The sequence below is a fragment of the Microvirga sp. 17 mud 1-3 genome, assembly GCF_003151255.1.
In the GTDB taxonomy this organism is placed as follows: domain Bacteria; phylum Pseudomonadota; class Alphaproteobacteria; order Rhizobiales; family Beijerinckiaceae; genus Microvirga.
In genome coordinates this window covers 248,509-272,028 of record NZ_CP029481.1, presented here as the reverse complement: position 1 = coordinate 272,028, position 23,520 = coordinate 248,509, and the positions used below count along the sequence as shown (strand labels likewise).

Here is a 23,520-nt window from a genome sequence, read left to right as displayed (position 1 = left end):
TTGCCAGGCGATATCAAGGATTTCTTTGATGCGGCGAGCTCATTTCGACCGCTGAAGTCGTCAGTCCCTCAACTTGTCCGGGCCAGATTGAACGCCGTTCAAAAACACTTCCACGACGGAGGCGACGGCCACTTGCGCTTCTGCGTCCGACGGTGGCGGGCGGAGCCCAAGAACGACCTGTAGGTGAAGGTTGTCTCGGATCATGCTGACGAAGTGCCCGGCGATGCGTAAGCAATCGTCCGTGCGGATGTCACCTCGCTTCCTGGCGCCGTCGAGGACTTCCGCGAGTCGGGATGTGGCCCGACCCGGTCCTTGTCCATAGAAGGATTTCACAAGCTCAGGAAAGCGGTTGGCCTCGGTGACAGCCACGCGATAAATGCCGATCAAGGCGGGTGACATATAAAGGGTCATGAGCTGTTGACCGAACGCGTTGAGCGTTTTTCGCAAATCCTGGCCTTCGATCTCCTCAATCGCCAAGGGCGATAATGCCTCCTCCACATTTGCAGCAACGATGGCGAGGAAGAGCCCCTCCTTGTTGCCGAATTCATTGTAGATGGTGCGCTTCGATCCACCGGCGCGTTCGATGATCGCATCGATGCTCGTCGCTGCGTAGCCTTGTTCGAAGAAGACCTCGGCCGCTGCTTGCAGGAGGGCTTCGCGGCGGCCGCTTGGCCGAGCTGTCTTTGCTGCCGGCACAGATGCCAACCTCTTTCCGCACCACTTTCGGCCGTAGGTAATGTTCGTTACCAATCCTGTCAATGAAGGCTCCAACCTAACCTTCGGTCTAGCCGCCCTTGATCTATCGCGAGGCTCCTTGGCCTTACGGATACTGGCAGGGTCATGGAGCGGATGACATTTTCGAGGGGAGTGCATTGGCAGCGAGCCGGGGTGGGCATCCATAGAGCGGGCCTCCCTTGACCGGTAACGGCCATTACCGTACACGCTTGTGGTAACGCATATTACCGGAGGGCGCTATGTCGCGTCTCAGCAAGAAGAAACGGATCGGCCTGATGCTATGCCTCGGCGCCGTGGCCATCCCCGTAGCAGGATGGAGCTGGGCCCGATCGAGCGACGCAACATCGACCGACAATGCATATGTCCGGGGCGACATAACCTCCCTTGCCCCGAAGGTCGCAGGCTATGTCACGGCCATCGAAATAGAGGACAACCAGACCGTCCAGGCGGGTGACGTGTTGTTCCGAATCGACGATCGCGATTACCGCGCGCGGCTCGCGCAGGCGAACGCCAATGTCGAGGCGGCCCAAGCTCGCCTGACCAATGTCGATGCTGAGTCTGAACTTCAGCTCGCCCTTATCCGACAGGCGGAGGCCCAGAAACAATCGGCAGAGGCCGAGTTGAACCGGGCGTCCAAAGCCTCAGACCGCCACCGCCAGTTGATCCGCAGCAATGCTGTCAGCCAAGCGCAGATCGATGAAAGTGACGCAGCCCGATTGCGCGCCCAGGCGAGCGTATTGGCCGCGTCCGCATCAGTGGAGGCCCAGCAGCGCCGCATCACTGTCCTTGTCACGCAGCGCGAAGCCGCCGTGGCGGCCGTCGCTCAAGCACAGGCCGCACGCGATCTCGCCCAGATCGATCTGGACAACACCGTGGTCCGTGCACCGGTCGGAGGCGTGATCGGCAACCGCCAAGTTCGCGTCGGCCGGCTCGTCGTGCCGGGCGCGGCCTTGCTCGATATCGTCCCGGTGGCGGATGTTTGGATTGTGGCGAACTTCAAGGAAACCCAACTCGAACATATTCGGCCTGGTCAGCGCGCCCGGATCACTGTGGATGGCTATCCAAACGAGGTCCTCGAAGCGGTCGTGGACAGTTTTGCGCCTGGAAGTGGGTCGGCCTTCAGCTTGCTTCCTGCAGACAATGCGACAGGCAACTTCGTTCGTGTTGTCCAGCGCGTCCCGGTTAAAATCCGGTTTACCAGCAATCCATTGCCTGGTCGCCTCGTGCCTGGCCTGTCCGCGCGGGTCGAGATCGCTGAAGGAAGTGGCTCATGACCACGGCGATCGTCTCCCTGCTGACCCGCGACAAGCCTGCAACTGGAGCCCTTCTTGTCACAGGGATCGTGCTCGCGGCTCTGACGGAGGCAATCGCCAGTACTGTCCTGTCGCTCGGGCGCGCCGACATCATCGGCGACACCTATGCCACGCCGGATGAATTCGCCTGGCTCGATATGGGCTACACGGCTCTCAAGATGATCGGGTTTATCACCGCCCCCTGGCTGGTAACCCGGATCAACGCGCGCAGCCTGATCATTGGGGCGACCCTCATCATGGGCGCGGCTTGCGGCCTGGCCGCCTTCACGGCTCGGTTAGACCTCCTGATCGCGCTTCGCATTCTCCAGGGCCTCTCGGGCGGCATCCTCCTAGTTGCGGGGCAGGCGATCATCTTTCTCGCCTATCCACGCTCCCTGCAGCCGATCCTGCAGGCCATGTTCGCCATGGGATCGGTCGTGGCCCCTGCGACCATCGCGCCAGCTCTCCAAGGCTGGTTGCTTGATAGCCACTCGTGGGCATGGATCTTCTTCAGTGTCGTTCCGGTGGCTATGGCGGCAGTCGGCCTCCTGCTAATGGTCGATGGTCCAGATCCCCTCAAGGCCAAGCTGCGTCCGTTCGACTGGGCCGGCTTCTCGCTGATCTCCGCCACTCTTTTGTGCTTCACCTACGTTCTCAGCCAAGGCAACCGATGGGACTGGTTCGAGGGATCTCGCATCGTGTGGCTGACCGTGATTGGCACAGCCGCCCTGCTGGCCTTCTTGAGTCAACAAATCATAACCAGCTCCCGTGGCCTGCTCGACTATTCCGCTTTTCGATCAGAGGATTTTACTTTTGCCTTCGTTGTCAGTTTTGTTGCCGGAGCCGCCTTGTTTGGAAGCGCATTCCTGATCCCAGCGTTCGCCGCCTCGGTCCTCACGTTCACACCGACCGATGCCGGCCTTCTCTTATTGCCAAGTGGCGCCCTTTTTGTCGGAGCGCTCCTGACCGCCGCCTTCCTCTTCCAGGTGCGTAGCGTCCGTCCATTCGCGACTGTACCGTTCGGCATTTTGATGATCATGGTGGCGATGTGGATGCTGTCCGGCTCGACCAGTCAAAGCGGTGCGGACGACATGATGGACGCCATACTGCTGCGCGGCTTGGGCCTCGGCTTCCTGTTTTTGTCGATAACCCTGATCGCTTTCGGCAATCTCACCAGCACCAGTCTGGCTTCCGCCATCGGTCTCTTCAACACAGGTCGCCAGCTCGGCGGTCTCATGGGTGTCTCCTGGCTTCAGACGCTGATCGATCATAACGTCGTGGCCAACGCTGCGGTGCTTGGTTCCCACGTCACGGAAGGCTCCCCGGCGATCGCTGAACGACTAGCGACCACGACAGCCATGCTGCTGGCAAAAGGCACGGATGCCAGCGCAGCAAGCCGCGCCGCCCTAAGCTTGCTGGGCCGGGCCATCGCCGGCCAGTCTACGGTCATCGCCTTCGATACGGCGTTCAACGCCGTCGCCCTGCTCTTTATCGTCGCCGCGCCTGTGCTGGTGACTGTTAAGATCGGCCTGGGCCGATACGCAAAATCGCAGGCCCCGAAGTTAACGCAGCAGGTTGGGCTACAACCGCGGCCACGAGTCAAGCAAAGAAGTGGGAGGATCCCACTTCAAGCGTTCGGCTGAGAGTACCGCAGCCGCCCAACCATGGTCCCCGACTGCGGGATGCCTAGATCGCGAACCTGTGCGCCCTCCACGCAGGCTCCATCAGTATCCCGCCGAGCCCTGGCTGCCGCAGCCAGGGCTCACCCGAATCGAAGTCACAGGCGTCCAGGATGAATCATGCTCGATAAAGTTCTTTCTGTGAGTAACCGATTAAGCTCTAATCCTCAGAGCATTCGCAAGAAGCGTCAGATCCTTAACAGTGCGCGACAGATTTTTCTCCAGAACGGCTATGCAGAAACCAGTATGGAGGAAATCGCCATTCAAGCAGGAGTCTCGAAGGGCACGCTCTATAACCACTTCGACAGCAAAGATGATCTGTTCATATTGCTGATCCAAGCAGAAGCATCACGCATCGCACGAAAGCTGCCTTTCCCCAATCTGGAGGAGCCCAACTCCGTCTCTGTTCTAGTACAGATCGGGACTGCCATTCTGCAGGTTATGGCAGCCGCAACTACGGTGTCGACCCTACGCCTGGTCATCGGCTCGCTCGGCCGTTTCCCTGGTTTGGGGGAGGAGTTCCTGATGCGTAGCCTCGGCCAAACAGTCGAATGGATTGCAGAATACCTTGATATCCATGGAGCTCCCGACGGCACCCACATCCAGGACAACTTTGCCGCAGCGGAGCAATTTACGAGGTGGTGTCTGGCACATGCAGTGGAGCGCGTTCTTTTGCCCAACCGGTCCTGGGACATAGAGGCGGATTTCTCCGCTTGGGTCGCGCAGGCACTTTACGCATCTGGCATCTCAACAGGGGCGCAACTTCATGCATGAAAGCCTCAGCTTCACCTCCTGCGGCGCCCTTTTCACGTCGTTGTCTCCCATTAGCCCAACATTGCGTTAACCGCTTGACCACGAGTCAATGACTAGCAGAGCATACAAGCTTCTGGAGATCGGATCGCGGCATTGACTGCCGGTTTCCCAGCCCAAGCTGATAAGTTCGGCCCTCTGATCGTCTTCGAGGAGGCGAGATCTCTGAACGATTAATGGCAGACATGCGCCACACCTTTCATCAAAGGATGACTACAGGCGAACCAGATAGCGGAGCGGCTGGCCAAGCAAGCACTTGATCAATGCCGTGCAAGTCAGGACAGTCTGAATCGCTTCCTGATCGAGAGGATCGAAGGGACCAAGTCCAGCAAGATAGTCGCGTTTCTGCGCGAGAAGTATCAATCCGGCCTGACTGCCGTCATCGCCGACCTGAGGGCACGAAAATTGTCGTGCTCAGCTGGCCGCACGAGGACGTCACGACGTCCGATTCAGTTTCACAGTATCGCGGTCTGCCATCACAGGCAACCAATTCGACCGAGGCAGGCAAGCCAGAAGCCTGCGATCATCAAGCCAATGTCCATGACTGAGTTGATGACACTGACGCTGTAATACATGAGAACGGTATGCGTCGCCTGATGGCAGTGGATGATCGCGTCTGTGTTCTCGGTAATCTCCCACGCGCATTCGACGCCGATCGGAAGCGACCGCTCTCATACCGGGTCGCTGAGCCGCGGGGCACCAGAAAACAGAAAGCCATTGACGATGTGGGACGGAGTGTACCAGTTCGCCAGGTATTGGGAATTGCCTGAAGCATTGATTTCTCCAGGCCACAGCTCGAACCTTCGGCAGCAGTAGTTTGGGGTTCGGCTCTTAGCGAGCCGGGCGCTGGCCGAGAGCCCGATCAGGCACAGGACAAGGCCAGTATAAGGCGGGATCCATGCGCCACCGGTCTTGCCACCCTAGGAATAGCGGCTGAAATGCAGGCATTTTTTCTGTATATTGCAACGACATCATCTTTTCGTGGTCCGACTTTAAGAATGCTTATCGTATCAGATACTCACCGGTCGATAGGCTCCAGCGTCGATGTTTCGGATCGAAACACAAAGACGCCGGGGCCCGCATAGTGTCTCCCCAGTGGGTCCTCGATTTGCGTATGGAATTTTGCGTAGAGCGCCACCATCGCAGTGAAGCGCGCGTGCCGGAAGCTGTCAGCCGTCATCAGTTCCGAGATATCGACGACCCGAGCACCGTATCGCCTGGCCGCAGCCTGAACCCACGGATCATGCACATCGTCGGCGCCGACACGCCGGCCGCCGGTGATGATGCGAGACAGGGCCAAAGCGGCGTCATCCCTCGACACCAATAGCGTGAGCGGCCGAGGAAGCCGGCCGATGGCTTCGAGATGGCGGACCATGTCGGCGACGTCGATATCCGGAGCGGCTAAAACGACATTTGAGAATCGCTTGAACGTCTCTTGACGAAGCTCACGGCGCATTTTCGCCAGCGTCTCAATCGTAAGCCATCCTCCCATGCTGTGAGCCAGCAACACAATCCCTGTGCGTGGCCGTTCAGCCAGAATCTCGATCGTCCTCGCAAGGCCCTCTGTTGATGCCCCTGCTGCCGCTCTATCCGCACTGTAGCTAAGCGGATTTGCCTGGGATGGCCAGGCGAACAGCACCGCGACCCGATGATCGTGAGCATCCGCCGTGATCTGCGCGAGCCGATAAACCGCTTCTTGGAAACTGTTATTATATCCATGAATGAAAAGTCGAATGGATCGTCGGTTATCCTCCGCAGCGATGCCAGCACGGAACTCGGTATCCGAAAGGCTCGCCGATTCAAGCGTGACGAAATCAGTGGCGGGATTAGGTGGGTCTCCTGGCCACTCGATCGTATCAGGTTTGTGCGTTGCTGGGATCGAGATCACGTACCGAGCGAAGCGAAGTGTCTGAGATTGGCCGCTGTCGAAGGTAACTATCGATCCAGGCCTTGGCGTTCGCAGCGTCGCGGCAAAGATGGTGACGCTTCGATTACCACGCTTCACTCCAGCAGGCTGCAAGACTTCGGATCGAGGTCGTGCGGCGCACGCGATAAGTGCTACGGCGAGCAACGCGAGCAAAAGCCAGTGAACGAGGAATTTTGGCCGAACTCCCGTGCCATGGCTCGTCCGTGCTCTCTGAGGAACCATCGCCGCCCCTTCGGCTGGGAATAGACTAAATACCTTGAAGCAACTTTCCCTGATGCGTCGCGGCGATCTAGTACTTACCTGTGCTCATAGGACCACAATTGGATATCAAAGGAAGGAATGCAGTCACCTGTTTTAAAGAATAGGGCAATCTTAACGCTTCGATAGCAAGCCCTAGCACTTTGTCCACGTCGCCTAGGCCCTAGCAGCATGAGCAAATACATGAATAGAATTCATGCACGCTCGAAATTCCTTCATTTGCCTTACATCAACCAGGTCAATCAAGCTTCAGACAGGCTGCTCGTCATCGAATGGAGAGCCGATGGAAATGAAACGTGTGGGACACGATAGGAGACTGTGGTGCAACAATCTGCGTCTCGGCGCAGACATGGTTCGCGCTGTACTCACATTCACCGATGGTTCTGAAACCGATTGGAGCGCTGGATTATCGGCTCTCTGATTAGACGGTGACCCAGTTTTGCACTCTTTCGTTATGGCGAAATAGCTCGCTTTTCCTAAGTTCTCTGGCCGTCATATCGGCCTTCCTGCTTGGCCTTAGACAGGAGCCAGCCGAACTGTGGATACACGCCCTGATCTGGCTAAGCGTCACGATGAGGGCCTCTCTTCACCTCATCGCAAGACGTAGTAATCTTCGAGCACATAGACCACCAACGCGGATTGAGATCGGATACCTTAACACGCACAACCCTGCTCGATGCCATCCACATGAATGGCAACACCTATACCGTAGTATGGCGCGTCCTATTCCTCGATCCAATCGACGGCAAACACACCTCAACATAGTGTCGTCGAGACCGCGTATAGAGCGGTGGGTTAGCAGGAGACGAACATGAATCTAGCCAACACGTTGCAGCCCGGTACACGTGGGCCTGAAGAGTTGGTTCCGTCGCGCTATGCGGTACGCGTCGGTGATATTGACGTGCTTGTGGTCAGCGATGGTGTACTGCCGCTTCCAACCAGAATGTTGGGACACAACGCCGACGCGGCTACGCGAGCGGCTTGGCTGAACAACATGTTCCTACCCCAGGATGCTTTCGACTGGTCGCTGAACGTAGTCGTGGTTCGCAGCGGCAATCAGACCATACTTATCGACGCCGGCTTGGGATTAGACCCCAACTTGAATTTGCCGCGGGCTGGGCAGCTGATCAAGCGACTAGAATCCGCCGACATCGATCTGGCGTCCGTGACTGACGTAGTGCTTACCCACATGCACATGGACCATATCGGCGGGCTTCTTGTCGAGGGTGTGAAGGATCGGCTACGTCCGGATCTGCGGATTCACGTAGCTGCTGCCGAGGTCAAGTTTTGGGAGGCGCCTGACTTCACCCACGCTGACATGCCGCCGGGGTTTCCGGACGCGCTCAGGGCCACCGCTAAGCGCTTTGTGGAAGAGTACCGCAGCCAACTGCGAAAGTTCGATGAGGAACATGAGGTGGCGCCTGGCGTGATCGTCCAACGCACCGGCGGCCACACCCCCGGACATAGTGTGGTCCGCCTGGCATCCGGCGGCGACCGGCTAACGTTCGCTGGCGACGCCGTGTTCGCGGTCGGATTCGACCACCCTGACTGGCATAACGGTTTCGAACACGACCCTGAAGAGGCGGCTCGTGTTCGGGTCCGTCTTTTGCGAGAACTGGCGGCGACCGGCGAACAGCTGGTGGCTACCCACTTGCCGTTCCCGTCCGTCGGACGAGTGGCGGTCGACGGCGACGCTTTTCGTTGGGTACCGGTCTTTTGGGATTACTAACCGTTTGTCGGGTAAGGTCCGAGCGGGACGAGTGCATGTGGTCGAACGACTAGTCGATTGGTGCCTCGTACGACACCGCCCGAATCCTCGCCGGCTTAGGCTAGCGCCTCCTCTACCGCGAGCAGGTTTTCCTGCTCGCGCCTGCGCCGCGATGGATGCTGCTCCCACGCCATGCAATTACCATGGCTCTACTCGGAATAGATCTGGCATTTCAAGCGGCGCGTCATCGGCGATTCATAGGGCTCCCTACGCTACTGTGCTTTATGGCCAATCCTTCGGCCGGTGCCCGGTTTTATGAGTTACTTCGCTGCATTTTCAGTAACTGCAAGCGTATCTTCGCGTCATTGCGCAGCGATGCGACAGTTAGATCGATTTCGGAGTAAGGCAGGCACCCATCGGGCTGTGCCTGCTGACCCGATCTTCTGAGTACGCCGCCCACAAGATTAACTTATATTTCAGGTCACGGTGCAATAAAGGCTTATACTAAGCCCTGCTGTTAAATCATCCATTCGTCACGTTAAGGGCTACTCCTTGCTAATCGGCATGCGGGCTGAGCGATAGCGTTTGGGTGACACACCTACGACCCTCTTGAAGGCATTGCTGAAGGCGCTCTCAGACTTGTAGCCAACGGAGAGTGCAACTGATGAGATCGGCGCGTCACTATTGAGGAGGGCGCGCTCGGCGAGCCGCATGCGCCAGACCAGGAGGTAGGCAACCGGCGCTATACCAGCCACCTCTTTGAACCGCGCTGCAAAGGTCGTTCGTGACATGGCGCTGGCCTGCGCCAATTCGCCTAATGTCCAGGCGCGGCTGGGCTCGCGGTGCATCAGCCGTATGGCCGGCGCGATCCGGTCATCCGCTAGCGCGCGGAACCAGCCCGCATCAGATGTTTGGGTTGTTTCGGCGAGGTGCGCTCGCAGAACCTGGACGAACATCAACTGCGCGAGATGCGAGGCCGCGAGATCAGACCCTGCCCTGTTGCTGGACAGCTCCGCCACCAATTGCTTTAACAGCCAGTGCAAGGCACCAGCCTCCGGTGCTGCAGACCTGATATGGATCAGTGGTGGCAGGACATCTATGATGAGGCCAGCACGGGCCGCATTGATGGCTACGTGGCCACCGAAGAGGAACACATCCTCGCCGTTTCCGATCCGAGCAACATTGTCCGGAACCTCCCGAAACAGAACTCGCGCATCAACAGGGTCCAAGGTGGGATCGCTGGCCAGTATGAAAGAGTGTTGACCAGTTACGACGATTACGTCACCAGCCTCGAGGCGTACAGGAACGGACAAGTCTTGCGTACTGAGGTAGCATGTCCCGCACAGCAGGGCGCTGAACTTAATCTTTTCTGGTGGTGGGAACCGCACTGCCCAAGAGCCGCTGGCATAAAGGCGGCCAGCCAGGACACTTCGGGCCTCGACCAGGCTCAGCATATCGGAGAGAGGATCGCCCATATTCGGACGATCGCGCAGAAATGACGGATTTTCAAGCATTCAAAATCCAGATTCGCTGGAGCATGCTTTCTCTGCAAGGAGAACAGCATGACCCCTCAAGCTCCCATGAAATCCGGGTTTGGCGCAGCTACAACAGCCGCTGACGTGATAAAGGGCCGCGACCTGTCAGGCCGAGTCGCTATCGTGACGGGCGGCTATGCCGGAATTGGATTGGAAACATCCCGCGCGCTCGCCACCGCAGGCGCCGCCGTGATTGTACCGGCACGCGATATGGACAGAGCTAAGCAGGCGCTGGAACACATCCCCAATGCCCGGCCGGCGTCCCTCGATCTGATGGATCCGACCTCGATCGACGCATTCGCCAATCATTTCCTCGCCTCGGGTCAAGCGCTCCATATCCTCGTGAACAACGCCGGCATCATGGCCAATCCACTTACCCGCGATTGTCGAGGGTACGAGTCCCAGTTCTCGACAAATCACCTTGGACATTTCCAACTGACGGTGCGCCTCTGGCCGGCCCTGCGGCAGGCCCGAGGAGCACGTGTGGTGACCGTCTCTTCGCGCGGTCACTGCATCGCTGGAGTAAACTTTGAGGATCCGAATTTTGATCGTCGTGCCTACGACCCGTGGATCGCGTATGGCCAATCGAAGAGCGCAAATGTCCTGTTCGCGCTCAACCTAGACACGCTCGCTCAGGCCGATGGCGTTCGCGCATTTTCGCTTCATCCCGGGGGTATCCTGACCAACTTGTCGAAGCATATGACCCGCGAAGAGATCCGGGCTCAGGGCGCCATTGACGAGAACGACCGGCCCATCATTGATCCGGCCCGGGGGATCAAGAGCGTCGAGCAAGGCGCGGCAACCAGCGTGTGGTGTGCGACGAGTCCTCAGCTTGAGGGTATGGGCGGGGTTTACTGCGAGGATTGCGACATCGCCGTTGTTGTCTCCGACGATCATCAGGAACCCCGTGGAGTGCACCCTTGGGCAATTAATCGAGACCTTGCCGATCGCCTGTGGTCATTGAGCGAGCGTCTCACAGGAGTTCGTCTGACCGAATGATATATTTGATCGGCAGCTCAGAAACGCCGACTGTTTAGAGCTGACGCAAACTAAAGTCTTTCGCCAAAGGCGAGCCACTTCAGGGCCAAATGGGCCTTCCTCTCCAATGGCTGCCTAAGGAGATATCTGAAACGGCTCCTCAACACATGCACTAACACGCGGCTGTGGCTTGCCTGACCTCATGGCTCTTATCCAACCTTCGAACGACGAGGAGTGGAGGCCTTTCTCTATGCGAAGGCGGCCTCTCTCGTTAGGACGAGGTAAGGTGTCTGACCATTTGCATCGTAGGGACTCATCGTAAAAATCTTGCGCTAAGGCGCGATGTCGACTGAGGTGACACGGGCGAAGCGGTCCAGCTGCTGTGTTAGTCTGATCGGCAAATTTCTTTTTCGGTGACGGCGGTTTGTCACACGCAAAGAGTAGTTCTCGGTTGAGCAGATCGTGGCGGTCCTGACGCAGGCGGAACCCGGCTTACTAGTCGCAGATTTGATCCGGCAGGTCGGGATTGCCGAGCAGAGGTTCTACCGCTGGAAGGAGCAGCACGTCGGCCCTGAATCGGACAAGGAGCGGGAACTCAAGCAGGTGGTGGAGGAGAACGCCCGCCTCAAGAAGCTGGTGGCCGAGCTCAGTCTCGACAAGGCCGTGCCGCAGGTTGCGCTATCAAGAAAGTTTTCCGGCCCGCGATCCTGAAGCAGATGATGCGCTACGTGCAAGTATCCCACGGCCACAACGAGCGGCGGGTCTGTGCCCTCACACACCAGCACCGCTCCACCCAGCGCGAGCCGCTGGTCAAGGATTCCCTTCTCGAACTGCGCCAGCGCATGCACGTAATTGTGCGCACGCGGGTGCGCTATGGCTACTAGCGCCTCCATATCCTGCTCAAGCGTGAAGGCTAGATGGCCGACCGCAATCTCATCTACCGGCTCTATCGGGAAGAAGGACTGGCCTTCAGCAAGCGGCCCCATTGGCGGAAGACAGTGGTGCAGCCGCAGGCGCGCTGCCAGCTTAAGCGACCCCAACGAGGCTTGTAGCCTCGGCTTCGTCAATGACGCGCTCAGCATCGGGCTGACGTTCCGAGCCCTGACGGCGATGGAGGTGTCCACCCGCGAGGGCTTGGCGATCGAGGGAGGCGAGCGCCAGCACGGAGAACACGTGGCCGAACTGCTCAATCGTCTAGTGCGGCAACACGGGGCACTTCGGCACCTGTTCCCCGACAATGGCGCTGCGTTCACCGAGCACCTGGTCAATCTCTGGGCCTATCACCATGGCACTCGCCTCGACTTCTCTCGGCTTGGTAAGCCGCCCGGTCTATCGGAACCCAAAGCGAAGGCTGGAGAAACGCTCAACATCAGAGGCAATAATCATAAGCCTTCTGAAGTTGTCGACTGGAGAAATCCAGAAAGGCCTACCGGTATCTTCAACTCTCACCAACAGCAGCATTCCGGCTGCAAAAAGCAATTTTCTACCATCTCAGAGCTGTGGACCGGCTCTCACGATCGCGGACTAACACGCAAACTACTGCTACATTGAATGTACGGTTGGCAGAGGTACTCACGTTGGCTCTGATCCCAGTACGCTCCCCCATCGCAGATGATGAAAGCACTGCCGGATATCTGGCACGCTTAGCGGGATACAATGGCTATGTCTCCGGCACCTGGATTCTCGACGGAGCTCTTGGCCGCGGCAGAGTCGCCGGAAAAACGCTCGATAGTGGTTTCTGGAGTGGCGACACACTCAAAACGATTATCAACTTAACAGGTGTGGACGAACAGACACTGTTGGCGAAGCTCTATCGAAAGTGCTCTTCCAAGGTCCGCATATACTTGGGCAATCTCGTTCCGGCAGGGATGCTCGACCCGATATCAAGCAAGTCCTCCCGCAAGTACTGTCCTAAGTGCCTCGCAGAGTTTGGTTTTCATTCGAGCTTGTTCGATCTCAGTTTGATCCAAATTTGCCCTCGTCACTGCATACGCCTCGCAAGGCACTGTCCACATTGCGCAGAGCCCACGGTATGGGGAAGTCCATCTATCCGCTACTGCGGGGAATGCAAAGGTGACCTTGCTGCATGCACCACAGAGCAGCTTGCGGTCACCGACATGATTGGTCTTTGGTTCCTCGCAACCGAAATTGGATTCCAACACTTCATACTTGACGGGTGCGTCCATCACGGCAAATGGCCCGAACAGCTTGATCACTTATCCTTCGCAGACAAGGTTGAGCTAGTTCTATCTATGGCCTTCCACCTTGAAACGAACCTTCCGGGGGCGCGCCCACTCTATTACTCGAGAGATGGCCAGGACCGCGTTCACACGGCGCTCAATGATGGCTTGAAGTATCTTTGGAACTGGCCGGAAGGACTCTTCCGATACCTTGATGATTTAAAGGAGCGACGGCGGGCAACGGCAGAGGGCGCTCGCTTCGGACTAACCCATGACTTTGGTACGTTCTATAGCGTCGGTATGCACAAAGAACGTGAGCCCTGGGCAACGTTGAAGCCATTTTTCCAGGAATATCTGCGTAGACATTGGGACGGCTTTGCCCGCAGAAGCGCGTCATGGGAACGACACGACAGTGATGATGCGCGTGTCGTCGACCTCAAGGGTGCATGCAGACTCTTGGGGCGCAGCCCACCAAAAATCAAAGCGCTTGTCGACGCCGGAATCATCAATGCCAAGAGAGCGGGAGAGAACGCCCGGGCTCCGACTCTGTTTCGCGCGGATGACCTTACGAAGCTTCTATCGAAGTCCGAACCGCCCATTGATTTCAAAACCGCAGCACAACGCTTAGGAGTTTCACGGGAAGCACTAAACAAGATAGCTCGCGCAGGTGTCCTCACGCCCTTATTAGGACCAAGCGTGGATGGTTCGAAAACTTATCTGATCTCTGTAGAGCAAGTCGATACGATCACGTCTGATATCCTATCAAATTTGAAATCCTTGAGCCGAGGCAAATCTCACTCGTTTGGGAGCGTCATGAAAACGTGCTCCCTATATAAGATTCCGATCCAGCTGATGATACGGGCAATGAGAAGTGGCGCCCTGCCGCCCTGTGATGCGGTTGACAGCCAGCAGGGCCTGCAGGCACTCAGGTTCTGCCGGCATCGGATGAAAACTTGGATGTATGATGCGCTGTTTGATGAGACGAGCACAGACGTGTTTGTCCCCGTATGGGCAGCTGCAAAATTTCTGAATGTTTCAACAATGACAGTACTTGCCCTCGTCGCAGATCATAAGCTTAAGAGCCTTCAAGAAGCAACAAGCAGGGAGTATCTTCAACTGTGCCGGCGCTCAATTCTCGACTTTAAAGAGAATTTCCTTAGATCGCATGATCTCGCGAAGGAGTATGGCACAAGCCTTGCCGCTCTCCTGCGAGCGCTCGCCAAGGCTGGAGTGTGGCCTCTTCGATACATGTTCAATGATGGTAGCAGCGTCTCTTTTTTCGAGAGACGTGTGATAAATCATATCGATATTGGCCAAGCTCTTGAGGACGCCTACCGATCAAGCGCATCCGAGCGATCTCGCTACCGGAGAAGATGTCTCGCCAGAAAGCGGACGGCATCCAAGGCAACCTGACCTGCACTGGCCCGACTTCACAATGCTAAACGACTAATTATGACAGGTTCTTTCGCCCGAGCGATGTAACGCTCCTCAGCAGCATAGACGCTCGGTTGGCTCGCACCGGCATCAGGCGCAGTTATTCCTGAGAAGAACCCCGACTGCTCCGTCAGTCGTCGCAACGAATTCGACGCCAGCCTCTGCGAACGCTCGTTCAATGTGCTTGAGTGTCTGCTTTTGAGGATGACGCATTCCCTTTTCAAGATAGTTTAGCGTGCGTGTAGAGACGTTGGCACGGCTGGCGAGGTCATCCTGCGACCAGTTCAGAAGTGCACGAGCTGCCCGGACTTGAGCGGCGTTAACCATGTTCTACGGACCACAGCCAAAAATCTATGCTGGCCAATTGATTTGTGCGGAAAAAGCGAACAGTCTTATTCTCGTGGTCGATATGCAAGCCGTGATACCTCGATAACAGTCGGCGACAGTCACCGCCCTTGCGAGAGATCTCGCAGGATTGAAGTTCGGTTCGTCCGCTCCGTCAAGGCACGGAGATCCGAAATAAAGGTCTTCTACGGAAGATCACGTGCGTGTTGCAAGCGGCGTTAACACTCCCGCTTGAGCGTCACGAAACGCGAGACCTGTCATTTCAACGTAGTCGCCAAACGCGGCTTGGAGCCCTTGTCATGTTCCAGAACCCTGTCCTTTATTACAATCGCCCTCGCAGATCCCTCGCCCCGTCCGAGTACCGGCGCCAAAGGCGCCTGACGGACGCTCAAAACCTGCTTCAGGATCTAAGAGCAGTCCTCGGGCTATATCCTCGCGTCCAGCTGTTAGGTCCCGACCCAATGGTCGAGACAATCCAGCGCTATCTTCGGCTCTCGGACGCGGGTTTGGCTACCCTCGCGGGCCGGATTGGGGCTAAGCAAGTGACCTTTATCGCTGTTCCATGCAGAGTGTCGCGTAGCGATATCCAGAAGGCGGCCCTCCACTTGCTGCGTCAACGCGCCAAAGTAGCGGGACGTCGAACACTTTTCGTACCGGAGGCAGTGCTGCGTCACCAGCCGCGTCTGGCGAATGCTCGGCTCATTGCATCGTGCTCTCATGTGCCCGTTGCACCTTGCGATCGAATTGCCGTGATGTCCCACCTCTCCCAGGATCCTGGCGCGACGCTTGAGGATTGTGCGATGCTCATAAGGCGTCATGATCCGGTTGAAAGTGTCCTCGGAATGGTGGCTCGGGGATTGCTGTCCATCCGGGTTGACGAACATATCGGTCCCTTCACCCGCGTTGATCTAATCTCCGAGGATAAGCGCTGACCGGGCCACGTAAGGATATGCCGAGCGTATGTTGAAACGATCCTCCCCACCTTGACCACGAAGTTAATCCTTCGACTGCCTCTCTGGCACGTCGATACTATGGCTCGGCCATAGCGGCTCGGATCAACAATTGGGCGTATAATGGCTCAACTCGGCCGCGCCATCTGAGCATAAGGCCGGTGTCGCGTCAGCGCATGACAGCAATTCTAGTAGTGCTCCCGACGTTATAAGAGAGCAATCGGATGGCGGCATCCTTCGTTCGCAAGGGTCGCACGCTGCAACTTTGAAATATTCCTGTGATTACTCTGAGAAGCGGATTCACTGATCCGTCTGGTGAAGCCAGAATCCGTATTCGTAACGGAGGAGACGAAGATGCATTTATAGAACAAGAATGGTTCTCGATGCAGCCATACAGCATAAATGGAATGTGGACGCCCACCTCTCGGGCGAAGCATTAGCTTGCGAGCTTCAGAGCACATGTTTTGACGACGCTCGTTCAACGAGCTTGTTCGACCGAAGTTGCGAACCAAATCTGTGTCGCCAAACCATAGGTGATCGCACGGCGATCGTACTTCAATTTTGTTCGCGGCAAATGAGCGACGGAGTCTGTACTGCCATGAGGATGACACCAGCGCAATCAATTCTTACAGCCTATAAGGCCGGCCTGAGCTGCGGCCGGGTTGAAGTTCCGCGCTACAGCGCGCCGTCACAGCTGGATACGTCGGATGCCAGCGATGCAAGGGCCGCATATTTTCGAAGAATGTTGGGGGTCGCTCCTCCGGAACCGGAGCTCTCGGCGAGCCAGAGGCCGCGTGATCGCCGTTGGCACGCCGATCCTGCTCGACTGGCTAGCAACGTTGAGGCACGTATCACTCATCGCCACCCTGCGCTCGATTTTGCCTTTGATGGCGTTCCCTTCATGCGCATTGGGCCCTCGCTTAGCGGTCCCTATCTCGGGCGACAAGGTCGCTTCCACAGCCTCAAGGCCCGACGGACTCTGAGATCCGCATCCCGTCCCGAATTTGAGAATTTCCTTCACAATGAACTAGATCCGGAAATTATCACTTTCGTAGAGCAGCCAGTGAGATTGCAGTATCGCGACAGAGAAGGAAAAGTCCGTCACTACCGGCCTGATTGCCTTGTCGTCCGCGAGAATTCCTGGGAGTTCCAGGAAATCAAGTTGGAATATGACGCGCAGCGCGAGAAGAATGAGATGCGGTGGCCACTTATCGGATCCGCCTTAAATAGTCTCGGGTTTGCATTCTGTGTCCTCACGGAACATCACCTTCGCTGTGAACCGCGCTGGAGTAATATCAAGCTAATCTGGCAGGACCGCTTCGCGCCTACACCTTCTCGTGAGACTCGAGATGCCATTACCGCCGCTTTGCAGCAATCGAAATTCCTGAGTGTCAACGAGATACTCGCTCGCTTTCCTGGGCTTCAACGGAAACATATCTACGCCCTCGTGCGGAAGGGCTTGCTTAAGATGGATCTCGCCTCCCAAGTACTCGGACTAGACAGTCATGTGTGGCTTGGGCGTGGCTTGATGTCCTCCAGAAATGATCACGAGGGGTCGAGCAATGAGAGGTTATAGGTACGCTGCGGGTGTATTCGTATATATCTACCTTGTCCGCTACAAACTCGTGACGAGAACATGGGCGGAAGGCTCCGAGTGGTGGATCGTCAAGAATACAAAGGACAATGTCAAAGAAGAACGATCACGGGCCGAGCTTGACCGCCTCTACGACGAAGGGGCTTTGCGTTTTGACGGCGACAAGGACGAGGACCGGCCTGAGAGGCGAAAGGATAGGCAGCGGAAAGCGAGTGTTCCTCTTAGCGACTTAGATCTTAAAAAGCAGACTCGCATCAAGTTTCGCAGAGCCGTCATTCGAGCAGTGGATGAAGGAACTACGCCGGGGACAAAGACCGCAAAAATCATCGAGCATGGCACTCGGACGGATGTGACCGTTCTCCAATCTCTACTTGATGAACTTGGACGTACACTCGGACAAGAGTATCTTGGAAGAGAGGAGACTATTCACGCCTCAACCTATTATCGTTGGTGCGTCAAATATGGCGAGTATGGCGACTACAAAGATCTCGCCGGGGATTTCGAGAACCGCGGCAATCGTAACCAGCTCAACCCGATTGTAAGATCGATTCTCCGAGAGGAAATGGCTGCGGAGATCGAAGCAGCTCATCATCGCAATTTCCCTGGGGGAAAAGCCAGACCTGTGATGAAGCACATCATGGCAGGGGTCCTGAAACGCCTTAAAGCCGAGCGCTTGCGAAACCCAGGCATTGAGCTCCCTATGCCGCAGAAGAGCACGTTCTACAATCACTGGAATCAGTACCCTGCCTATCAAAGAGATCTTGCGAAATACGGCCCCACTCGCGTCAAGCAACTGCACCGCCATCCTCGTCCAATCGATAAACCTCAACATTGTCTCGCTGTTGTCCAGTTCGACGAAACTCGACTTCCGATCTTTGTCATCGATGAGATACTTGGCGTTCCATTAGGGCGTCCTTGGCTCGCTTGGCTTATCGATGTCTTCTCCGGAGCAATCATCGGTTTCTACCTCGGATTTGAGCCTCCCAGCGATCTGGTTCTTGGAAGCACCTTGCGTCACGCAGTTTCCAGAAAGAGCTATGTAGCGCAACATTACCCCGGCCTGCCACCTTTCCCATATGGTGGGATTCCGCACTTCATCGTGTTTGACAATAGCCTGCCAGCCCACAGTCGCACGGCTCTTACCAATACGTTCAATCTAGATGTCCCTTTCGACTTTACGCCGCCTCGCACCCCATGGGCTAAAGCAGAGGTAGAGGGTGCATTCAACGTTGCTAACTCCCAATGGCTCCAAGGGATGAGCGGGTTCGTCCTGGATTTGAGGGATGGGATTGACCGTGTAGACTATGATCCTGCAAAAAATGCCGTAATGGGCTTCCGCCAGCTGTTCTACCTTCTCCATTGCTGGCTTCTCGAGGTCTATCACCACAGCCCAACACCCGGCACACGCTTAACACCCGATCAGCGATGGACCGCCGGCACGGCCGAGGTAGATCCTGAGTATCCAGAAACGAGTACGGACATGGACGTCATGTTCGGCATTGTACGAGAGGGGAGAAGGCTAGATCATCGCGGCGTCGTTTATGAGAACATCCGTTACTATTCGGATGGTCTCCATCTCCTACGAAACCTGCGAGGTCACGAATTGAAGGTAAAGGTCAAAGTCAACCCTCTTGACCTCGGCAAGATTCACGTCTGGGAGCCAAAGGAGGAGTTCTGGATCCCAGCTACGGCGAGGGAGACTGGATACGGCGGTTACGCTGAGGGCCTCGAGCTTCATTGCCACAAGTTATACCTGCGGCATGCGGAGCGTTTGTCGGGGCGAAACTCTCTTGAAGCCCTTATCGAATCGCGGCTGCACCTCCAAGAGATGATTGCACATGCTCTCCCTGATGCACTCAGCATCAGGGCAAGTGGCTTGATCGCGCGTGCACTGGGGGTCGGGTCGCAGCATGTCTTCGCCAATCTAGATCCCAATGGAAATCTACCGACGCTAACAGGCCCCTTCGCTGGGCAACCACTGAACCCGTACGCGGCATTACCGACGCCAAATACGGCGGGAGGCACAATTTCGGAAGCCTTCGTGTCAGAGGCTCAAGACAGTGCATCACCCTTGCCCGTCGCTCCACAGCGACAGCGTGTTATCCCGGCCTTCAGGACAGACCGTTCTCTAGCTCGTTCCTCAGAATAGGAATATGTTGCGATGGATACCCTCATAGTCCCTGCTGCTCGTCAGCCTGTGCCTAACCCGTGGGCTCAGTTACAAACCGTGTTCGTCGCCCACCCTATGTTCGATGATATCATGGAGGAAATCGAGGATGTCCTCGCACTCCATGGCTCGGCTGACGAAGTTCCTTGCTTACAGATTACCGGTGAGACTGGTATCGGGAAGACGACGCTGTTCAAGAAGCTCCGGGCCAGATATCCCGTAGTCCCTGATGGGCTGCGGACGAGTCTCCCTTCGGGCTTAGAGCAGGTGGTAGATTACGTTCCGCTTCTATCGTTCGAAATGCCGTCCCAACCACGTGTGATTCCTGTTGCGAGGGCGATGCTCAAGGCGCTTGGCGACCCGCTGTGGAAGAAGGGACGCCGGGAAGATCTTGAAGATCGGGTAGACCTCTATCTGAAAGCGTGTGGAACGGTCGGGATCCTTATCGACGAGGCGCAGCGTGCGGTTGATCGAAACGGCGTCCTTAGCGCAGGGGATCTCATCGACTGGATCAAAACACGCCATAGTGTCTCGGGCGTGTCCTTTATCATGTTGGGCCTCCCTCGCATGCGAGTACTCGTTGAAGAGGATGAACAGTTCGATCGTCGGTGGGACAATGAACTCACAATGGACCCATATGACTGGGGAGCAGATGAAGTTGACGAGCCCGAGAGCCGTGCATACTTCATTGGTCTCCTGGTGGCGTTCAGAGACGCAAGCCCGATTCCGTTCGCACCCGAGGTCGATGTTTTGGACGACCGCGTGGCAAAGCGCTTCTTCTATGTGTGCCGGGGCGTCATCGGCAGATTGAAGAAGCTTCTTCTCATGGCGATGCGCGTGGCAATGCGACGATCGGAGCCTGGACACATCGATCTCGCTCTCCTGGAAAAGGCGTTCGATAAGGCATTTCGGAAAGACAAAGCGTTTGAAAAGCTAATCAACCCATTCGGCCCAGAGTGGAACGGACAATTACCACCCAAACCCCGGGATGACAGGTCGCCTATTCGCCGGCCACGCTCCAAAGCCAATCAAGTGAAGCTACGTCGCTCAGAGCGCAATATGGCCGTTACGGCCGCTCTCACAAAAACGGGATAGGATTGAGCTGCTATGCGTGTTGCTGTGCGAATCCTACCCGACCCGACCAACGAGAGCCTGCATGGCTACCTGGCTCGAGTAGCTGGATATAACGGTTACAAGAATTTGTCGTGGCTCCTAGGGGCGGTCGCGGTCCCCAGAAGCTTCGTCACCCGGCCTTGTGACCTCAGCGGACTCGTGCAGATGCTCGGTGGGGTAACGGACTCAGCTACCCTTGCCGGGATGGCATTCTGGCCAAGCGTGACATCGCTGGGGTATCTGCGTTTTGGCTCAACCGTGGTCTCGCCGTACAACCTTTCCCTGCAACGATCCAAATACTGTCCCGTCTGCTGCGCCAACGATCGGGTGGCGCCCCGCATATGGGCATTGATTGGCTATGTAGCTTGCCCACATCACAGCTGCCTGCTTCGCGATGAATGCCCGCGCTGCGGTGACGCCGTACCGCTTCTCCATCCGTATCGGCTCCAGTGTCGTTGCAGTGCTTCTCTTAGCGATACACCTTCCGATCCGGCGAGTTCCGCTGCAATTGCGCTCTCGCGCTTTCTTGACGGTTTGGCGCTAGGGAATCCACCAACGAAAGGTGCCGCGCCTGTCCAGGATCTCGAGACCGCACTGCGCTTGATCCGGTTCTTTGGCGTAGCGCATCCAGGCCAGAGCTGGCGCTCAGGTTATATCTCCAAACCGCTGGTGCGAGAGATGGCTGGACGCGTAGAGCAAGCAGCATCTGTGCTGCTGGATTGGCCTCATGGGCTTCTTGCATTTATTGACTCCCAACGCCGCCGGCCAACGGAGGGTATTAGTCTCACGGCTGAGTTTGGCCCATTCCTGTCTCGTCTGCGAGAAGCCTTAAATGACCCACGCTTCGAAGAAATTATAGAAACGGTTCGCCGACATATCAGTGGTCCAACTCATCGTGTCCTCACCAAGCCTTCGTCATTTTTCCATACCACGGCGGAGCAAACAGGAATTGTTTCTGCCAAGACGGCAGGCAAGGTACTCGGTTTAACCACAGCAACCATCGCTCGTCTGATTGCCTCTGGCGCGCTGCGGGGCGAATCTCGAAGAATGGGAGGTCGACGTGCACATTTTGTAGAAAGTAACTCAGTAGAAAACTTCATTCACAGTCGGGCAAGAGTACTCACTGTGGCAGAAGTTGCAAGGGATCTTGGCATATCAACATTCCAAGTCGAACGACTTCGCCAGCATCGCCTCGTTGCTAGCGTAACAGGTATTGGCAATAGCCTCCAGGAACATCGTTACCTTCCAGAGGCCGTCACGTCTTTTGTCGAGCAGTTGCGGGCCTGCGCGAGCAACGGCTTAGCTGATAGCGTATCTCTCTCGGAGGTGGCTCGAATGCGATCCGTCGCCTTAGTGGAGATCATCAGGCAAATTTTGGCAGGGTTGATCCCCGCATACTATGATCCAAGCATTACAGGTCCCATGCTTGACAGCATTTTGGTTTGTCGAATCGACCTTTCCAAGATGAGGATCGGCTCATCAGGATGTCCCCGGATGAGTGTCCGGAGTGCGGCGAAGGCACTTGGAATGGCTGCTCGGATGGTCCCACTTCTCGTAAATGCTGGTTGCCTCACTGCATCCTCGAGCGGAAAGGCATTAGCACGGCATGGCGTAAGTCTTCGTTCGGTGGAAGAATTTCCAAAGCTCTACGCAACGTCTCGGCGGTTGGCGGTCCGACATCGGACGAGCTCCCGGGTTGTGATGTCGAAACTTACTGCCGCGAGGGTTACGCCGGTTCTCCGTTCGGATCCAAGACGGGGTATATCAGCTGTGTGGCGACAGGCCGATGTAGAAAGGGTGAGCGCAATGGATCTATTCAGTCCCGCCAACGCTCCGAAGGCAAAATCCCGAGGCGGTTTGGGTTGACGTTGAAGGGCATTTGATTACTATGATAGTATATTACATCTGAATGTGCCGCCCGATGCACCAGCACTGTGTTCTTTGGCCTAAACTCACTCTGACCGCTAGGTTAGGGTGTTTCTGAACGCTTCGAATATCTGGGCTTGACGACACATTATAGAGTCAGGCCGCCTACGGCAGCCAATAGCCACCTCTCTTTTAGCGTAGCATTTCGTAATCCATTCAGAGCCCTCCTATGTGGATAATAGGAACTTCGACTCGATTGCGAAGCGTGTCGCACCCTTTGTCAGAAAAAGTTGAAAGATTCGCATTTTCTGAAAGGCAGTATTCGCATCTGTTTGTGGAAAGCATCCGGGTAAGTTATTGGTTTAGACCTTGTTGTGTTCGCAATATTTGAATGACTGCCCAACTGGCAGGCGTACGAAGCTCCAAACGATAGCTGAGCCTCACAATGCGAGTTGTGAGGCTCTTTCTTTGGCAGGTCGGAGCCGGAAGTCTCATGCCTCAACGGCTCGCCTCGGCGCTTCTCTCATTGGTTTCCTGATCAAGAATCCGCTGAACCCGGCGGAAGCAATCAACGCCTGCCGGAACTCCGCAATAAACCGCGATCTGCATGAGGACAGCGCGCAGCTCCTCGGCTGTCACGCCATTGCGCAACGCCCCGCGGACATGAAGCTCAAACTCCTCCATGCGGTTGAGAGCCGCGAGCATCCCGAGGTTCAGGATGCTGCGCTCTCTTCTTGGCAATGTGTCGTCCGCCCAGCATTGCCCCCAGCAATACTCGCTGACAAGCTGCTGGAACGGGCGCGTGAAATCGGTCGCATTGTCGGCGACCCTGCGGACATACTCATCTCCGAGCACCTCCCTGCGAACTTTGAGGCCTGCTTCGGCTAAAGTCTCATCCACGGTTCAACCTCCGATACTCAGGACGGAAGATGGCCTTCTACGCTGCTTC

General features: G+C 56.5%; 18 protein-coding genes and 1 pseudogene. 13 read left to right on the top strand and 6 right to left on the bottom strand.

Annotated elements, in window-relative coordinates; all coding sequences use genetic code 11:
• Positions 1–60 precede the first annotated feature (60 nt).
• Entirely contained in the window at positions 61–696 is a 636-nt protein-coding gene (locus C4E04_RS01305) for a TetR/AcrR family transcriptional regulator (RefSeq protein WP_109594217.1), read from the bottom strand.
• Between the two features lie 278 nt (positions 697–974).
• On the opposite strand from C4E04_RS01305, the gene C4E04_RS01300 reads away from it, so the two are divergent.
• The 3 genes from C4E04_RS01300 to C4E04_RS01290 all read left to right on the top strand — a co-directional run bounded on the left by C4E04_RS01300 (position 975) and on the right by C4E04_RS01290 (position 4,480).
• Positions 975–2,009, top strand: coding sequence for an HlyD family secretion protein (locus tag C4E04_RS01300; protein ID WP_109594215.1), 1,035 nt, complete (start codon positions 975–977; stop codon positions 2,007–2,009).
• The gene (locus C4E04_RS01295) at positions 2,006–3,670 is read left to right on the top strand and encodes a DHA2 family efflux MFS transporter permease subunit (protein ID WP_109594213.1); all 1,665 of its coding nucleotides are present in this window, start codon (positions 2,006–2,008) and stop codon (positions 3,668–3,670) included. Before C4E04_RS01300 ends, C4E04_RS01295 begins: the two co-directional genes overlap by 4 nt.
• 156 nt (positions 3,671–3,826) lie before the next feature.
• Positions 3,827–4,480, top strand: coding sequence for a TetR/AcrR family transcriptional regulator (locus tag C4E04_RS01290; RefSeq protein WP_109594211.1), 654 nt, complete (start codon positions 3,827–3,829; stop codon positions 4,478–4,480).
• Positions 4,481–4,992: 512 nt separating this feature from the next.
• Here the strand turns inward: C4E04_RS01290 and C4E04_RS21695 are convergent.
• Both C4E04_RS21695 and C4E04_RS01275 read right to left on the bottom strand, forming a co-directional pair.
• Positions 4,993–5,295 (bottom strand): annotated as a pseudogene (locus C4E04_RS21695) (DUF2585 family protein).
• Positions 5,296–5,534: 239 nt separating this feature from the next.
• Positions 5,535–6,404 carry an alpha/beta hydrolase gene (locus C4E04_RS01275; protein WP_245416196.1) on the bottom strand — a complete coding sequence of 290 codons (870 nt, stop codon included), beginning with the start codon at positions 6,402–6,404 and terminating at the stop codon, positions 5,535–5,537.
• Positions 6,405–7,512: 1,108 nt separating this feature from the next.
• On the opposite strand from C4E04_RS01275, the gene C4E04_RS01270 reads away from it, so the two are divergent.
• A complete protein-coding gene (locus C4E04_RS01270; protein WP_109594206.1) occupies positions 7,513–8,430 on the top strand; it encodes an MBL fold metallo-hydrolase in 918 nt (305 codons plus the stop codon).
• A gap of 524 nt (positions 8,431–8,954) precedes the next feature.
• Here the strand turns inward: C4E04_RS01270 and C4E04_RS01265 are convergent.
• Positions 8,955–9,923: an AraC family transcriptional regulator gene (locus tag C4E04_RS01265; protein WP_109594204.1), complete on the bottom strand. Its 969-nt coding sequence runs from the start codon at positions 9,921–9,923 to the stop codon at positions 8,955–8,957.
• 48 nt (positions 9,924–9,971) lie between these two features.
• Between C4E04_RS01265 and C4E04_RS01260 the strand changes: the two genes are divergently transcribed.
• The 5 genes from C4E04_RS01260 to C4E04_RS01250 all read left to right on the top strand — a co-directional run bounded on the left by C4E04_RS01260 (position 9,972) and on the right by C4E04_RS01250 (position 14,515).
• The gene (locus C4E04_RS01260; RefSeq protein ID WP_109594202.1) at positions 9,972–10,943 is read left to right on the top strand and encodes an oxidoreductase; all 972 of its coding nucleotides are present in this window, start codon (positions 9,972–9,974) and stop codon (positions 10,941–10,943) included.
• Positions 10,944–11,384: 441 nt separating this feature from the next.
• The gene (locus C4E04_RS01255) at positions 11,385–11,633 is read left to right on the top strand and encodes a transposase (protein WP_162559234.1); all 249 of its coding nucleotides are present in this window, start codon (positions 11,385–11,387) and stop codon (positions 11,631–11,633) included.
• 17 nt (positions 11,634–11,650) lie between these two features.
• The gene (locus C4E04_RS20740; protein WP_162559233.1) at positions 11,651–11,806 is read left to right on the top strand and encodes a hypothetical protein; all 156 of its coding nucleotides are present in this window, start codon (positions 11,651–11,653) and stop codon (positions 11,804–11,806) included.
• A 289-nt stretch (positions 11,807–12,095) separates the two neighbouring features.
• A complete protein-coding gene (locus C4E04_RS20735; RefSeq protein WP_162559232.1) occupies positions 12,096–12,473 on the top strand; it encodes a transposase family protein in 378 nt (125 codons plus the stop codon).
• A 26-nt stretch (positions 12,474–12,499) separates the two neighbouring features.
• Entirely contained in the window at positions 12,500–14,515 is a 2,016-nt protein-coding gene (locus tag C4E04_RS01250) for a TniQ family protein (RefSeq protein WP_162559231.1), read from the top strand.
• 111 nt (positions 14,516–14,626) lie between these two features.
• On the opposite strand, the gene C4E04_RS01245 is transcribed toward C4E04_RS01250, so the two are convergent.
• Complete coding sequence (locus tag C4E04_RS01245; protein WP_109594196.1) at positions 14,627–14,863, bottom strand: helix-turn-helix transcriptional regulator; 237 nt, start codon at positions 14,861–14,863, stop codon at positions 14,627–14,629.
• Between the two features lie 1,341 nt (positions 14,864–16,204).
• On the opposite strand from C4E04_RS01245, the gene C4E04_RS21690 reads away from it, so the two are divergent.
• The 4 genes from C4E04_RS21690 to C4E04_RS21685 are packed head-to-tail and all read left to right on the top strand — an operon-like array spanning position 16,205 to position 22,571.
• A complete protein-coding gene (locus C4E04_RS21690; RefSeq protein WP_109594191.1) occupies positions 16,205–17,407 on the top strand; it encodes a TnsA endonuclease N-terminal domain-containing protein in 1,203 nt (400 codons plus the stop codon).
• A 49-nt stretch (positions 17,408–17,456) separates the two neighbouring features.
• Entirely contained in the window at positions 17,457–19,574 is a 2,118-nt protein-coding gene (locus C4E04_RS01230) for a Mu transposase C-terminal domain-containing protein (RefSeq protein WP_162559229.1), read from the top strand.
• A 12-nt stretch (positions 19,575–19,586) separates the two neighbouring features.
• Positions 19,587–20,687, top strand: a complete 1,101-nt coding sequence (locus tag C4E04_RS01225; protein ID WP_109594187.1) for a TniB family NTP-binding protein — start codon at positions 19,587–19,589, stop codon at positions 20,685–20,687.
• A 12-nt stretch (positions 20,688–20,699) separates the two neighbouring features.
• Positions 20,700–22,571 carry a TniQ family protein gene (locus C4E04_RS21685; RefSeq protein WP_109594184.1) on the top strand — a complete coding sequence of 624 codons (1,872 nt, stop codon included), beginning with the start codon at positions 20,700–20,702 and terminating at the stop codon, positions 22,569–22,571.
• Between the two features lie 498 nt (positions 22,572–23,069).
• Here the strand turns inward: C4E04_RS21685 and C4E04_RS01215 are convergent, their stop codons facing one another.
• Positions 23,070–23,471, bottom strand: a complete 402-nt coding sequence (locus tag C4E04_RS01215; protein ID WP_109594182.1) for a carboxymuconolactone decarboxylase family protein — start codon at positions 23,469–23,471, stop codon at positions 23,070–23,072.
• Positions 23,472–23,520 lie beyond the last annotated feature (49 nt).

Excerpts from the sequence above, each read along its gene's own strand:
- C4E04_RS01295 (WP_109594213.1), top strand. The coding sequence starts at position 2,006 with ATGACCACGGCGATCGTCTCCCTGCTGACCCGCGACAAGCCTGCAACT.
- C4E04_RS01265 (WP_109594204.1), bottom strand. The coding sequence starts at position 9,923 with ATGCTTGAAAATCCGTCATTTCTGCGCGATCGTCCGAATATGGGCGAT.
- C4E04_RS21685 (WP_109594184.1), top strand. The coding sequence starts at position 20,700 with ATGCGTGTTGCTGTGCGAATCCTACCCGACCCGACCAACGAGAGCCTG.
- C4E04_RS01260 (WP_109594202.1), top strand. The coding sequence starts at position 9,972 with ATGACCCCTCAAGCTCCCATGAAATCCGGGTTTGGCGCAGCTACAACA.
- C4E04_RS01270 (WP_109594206.1), top strand. The coding sequence starts at position 7,513 with ATGAATCTAGCCAACACGTTGCAGCCCGGTACACGTGGGCCTGAAGAG.
- C4E04_RS01225 (WP_109594187.1), top strand. The coding sequence starts at position 19,587 with ATGGATACCCTCATAGTCCCTGCTGCTCGTCAGCCTGTGCCTAACCCG.
- C4E04_RS01300 (WP_109594215.1), top strand. The coding sequence starts at position 975 with ATGTCGCGTCTCAGCAAGAAGAAACGGATCGGCCTGATGCTATGCCTC.
- C4E04_RS01245 (WP_109594196.1), bottom strand. The coding sequence starts at position 14,863 with ATGGTTAACGCCGCTCAAGTCCGGGCAGCTCGTGCACTTCTGAACTGG.
- C4E04_RS01290 (WP_109594211.1), top strand. The coding sequence starts at position 3,827 with ATGCTCGATAAAGTTCTTTCTGTGAGTAACCGATTAAGCTCTAATCCT.
- C4E04_RS21690 (WP_109594191.1), top strand. The coding sequence starts at position 16,205 with ATGGTTCTCGATGCAGCCATACAGCATAAATGGAATGTGGACGCCCAC.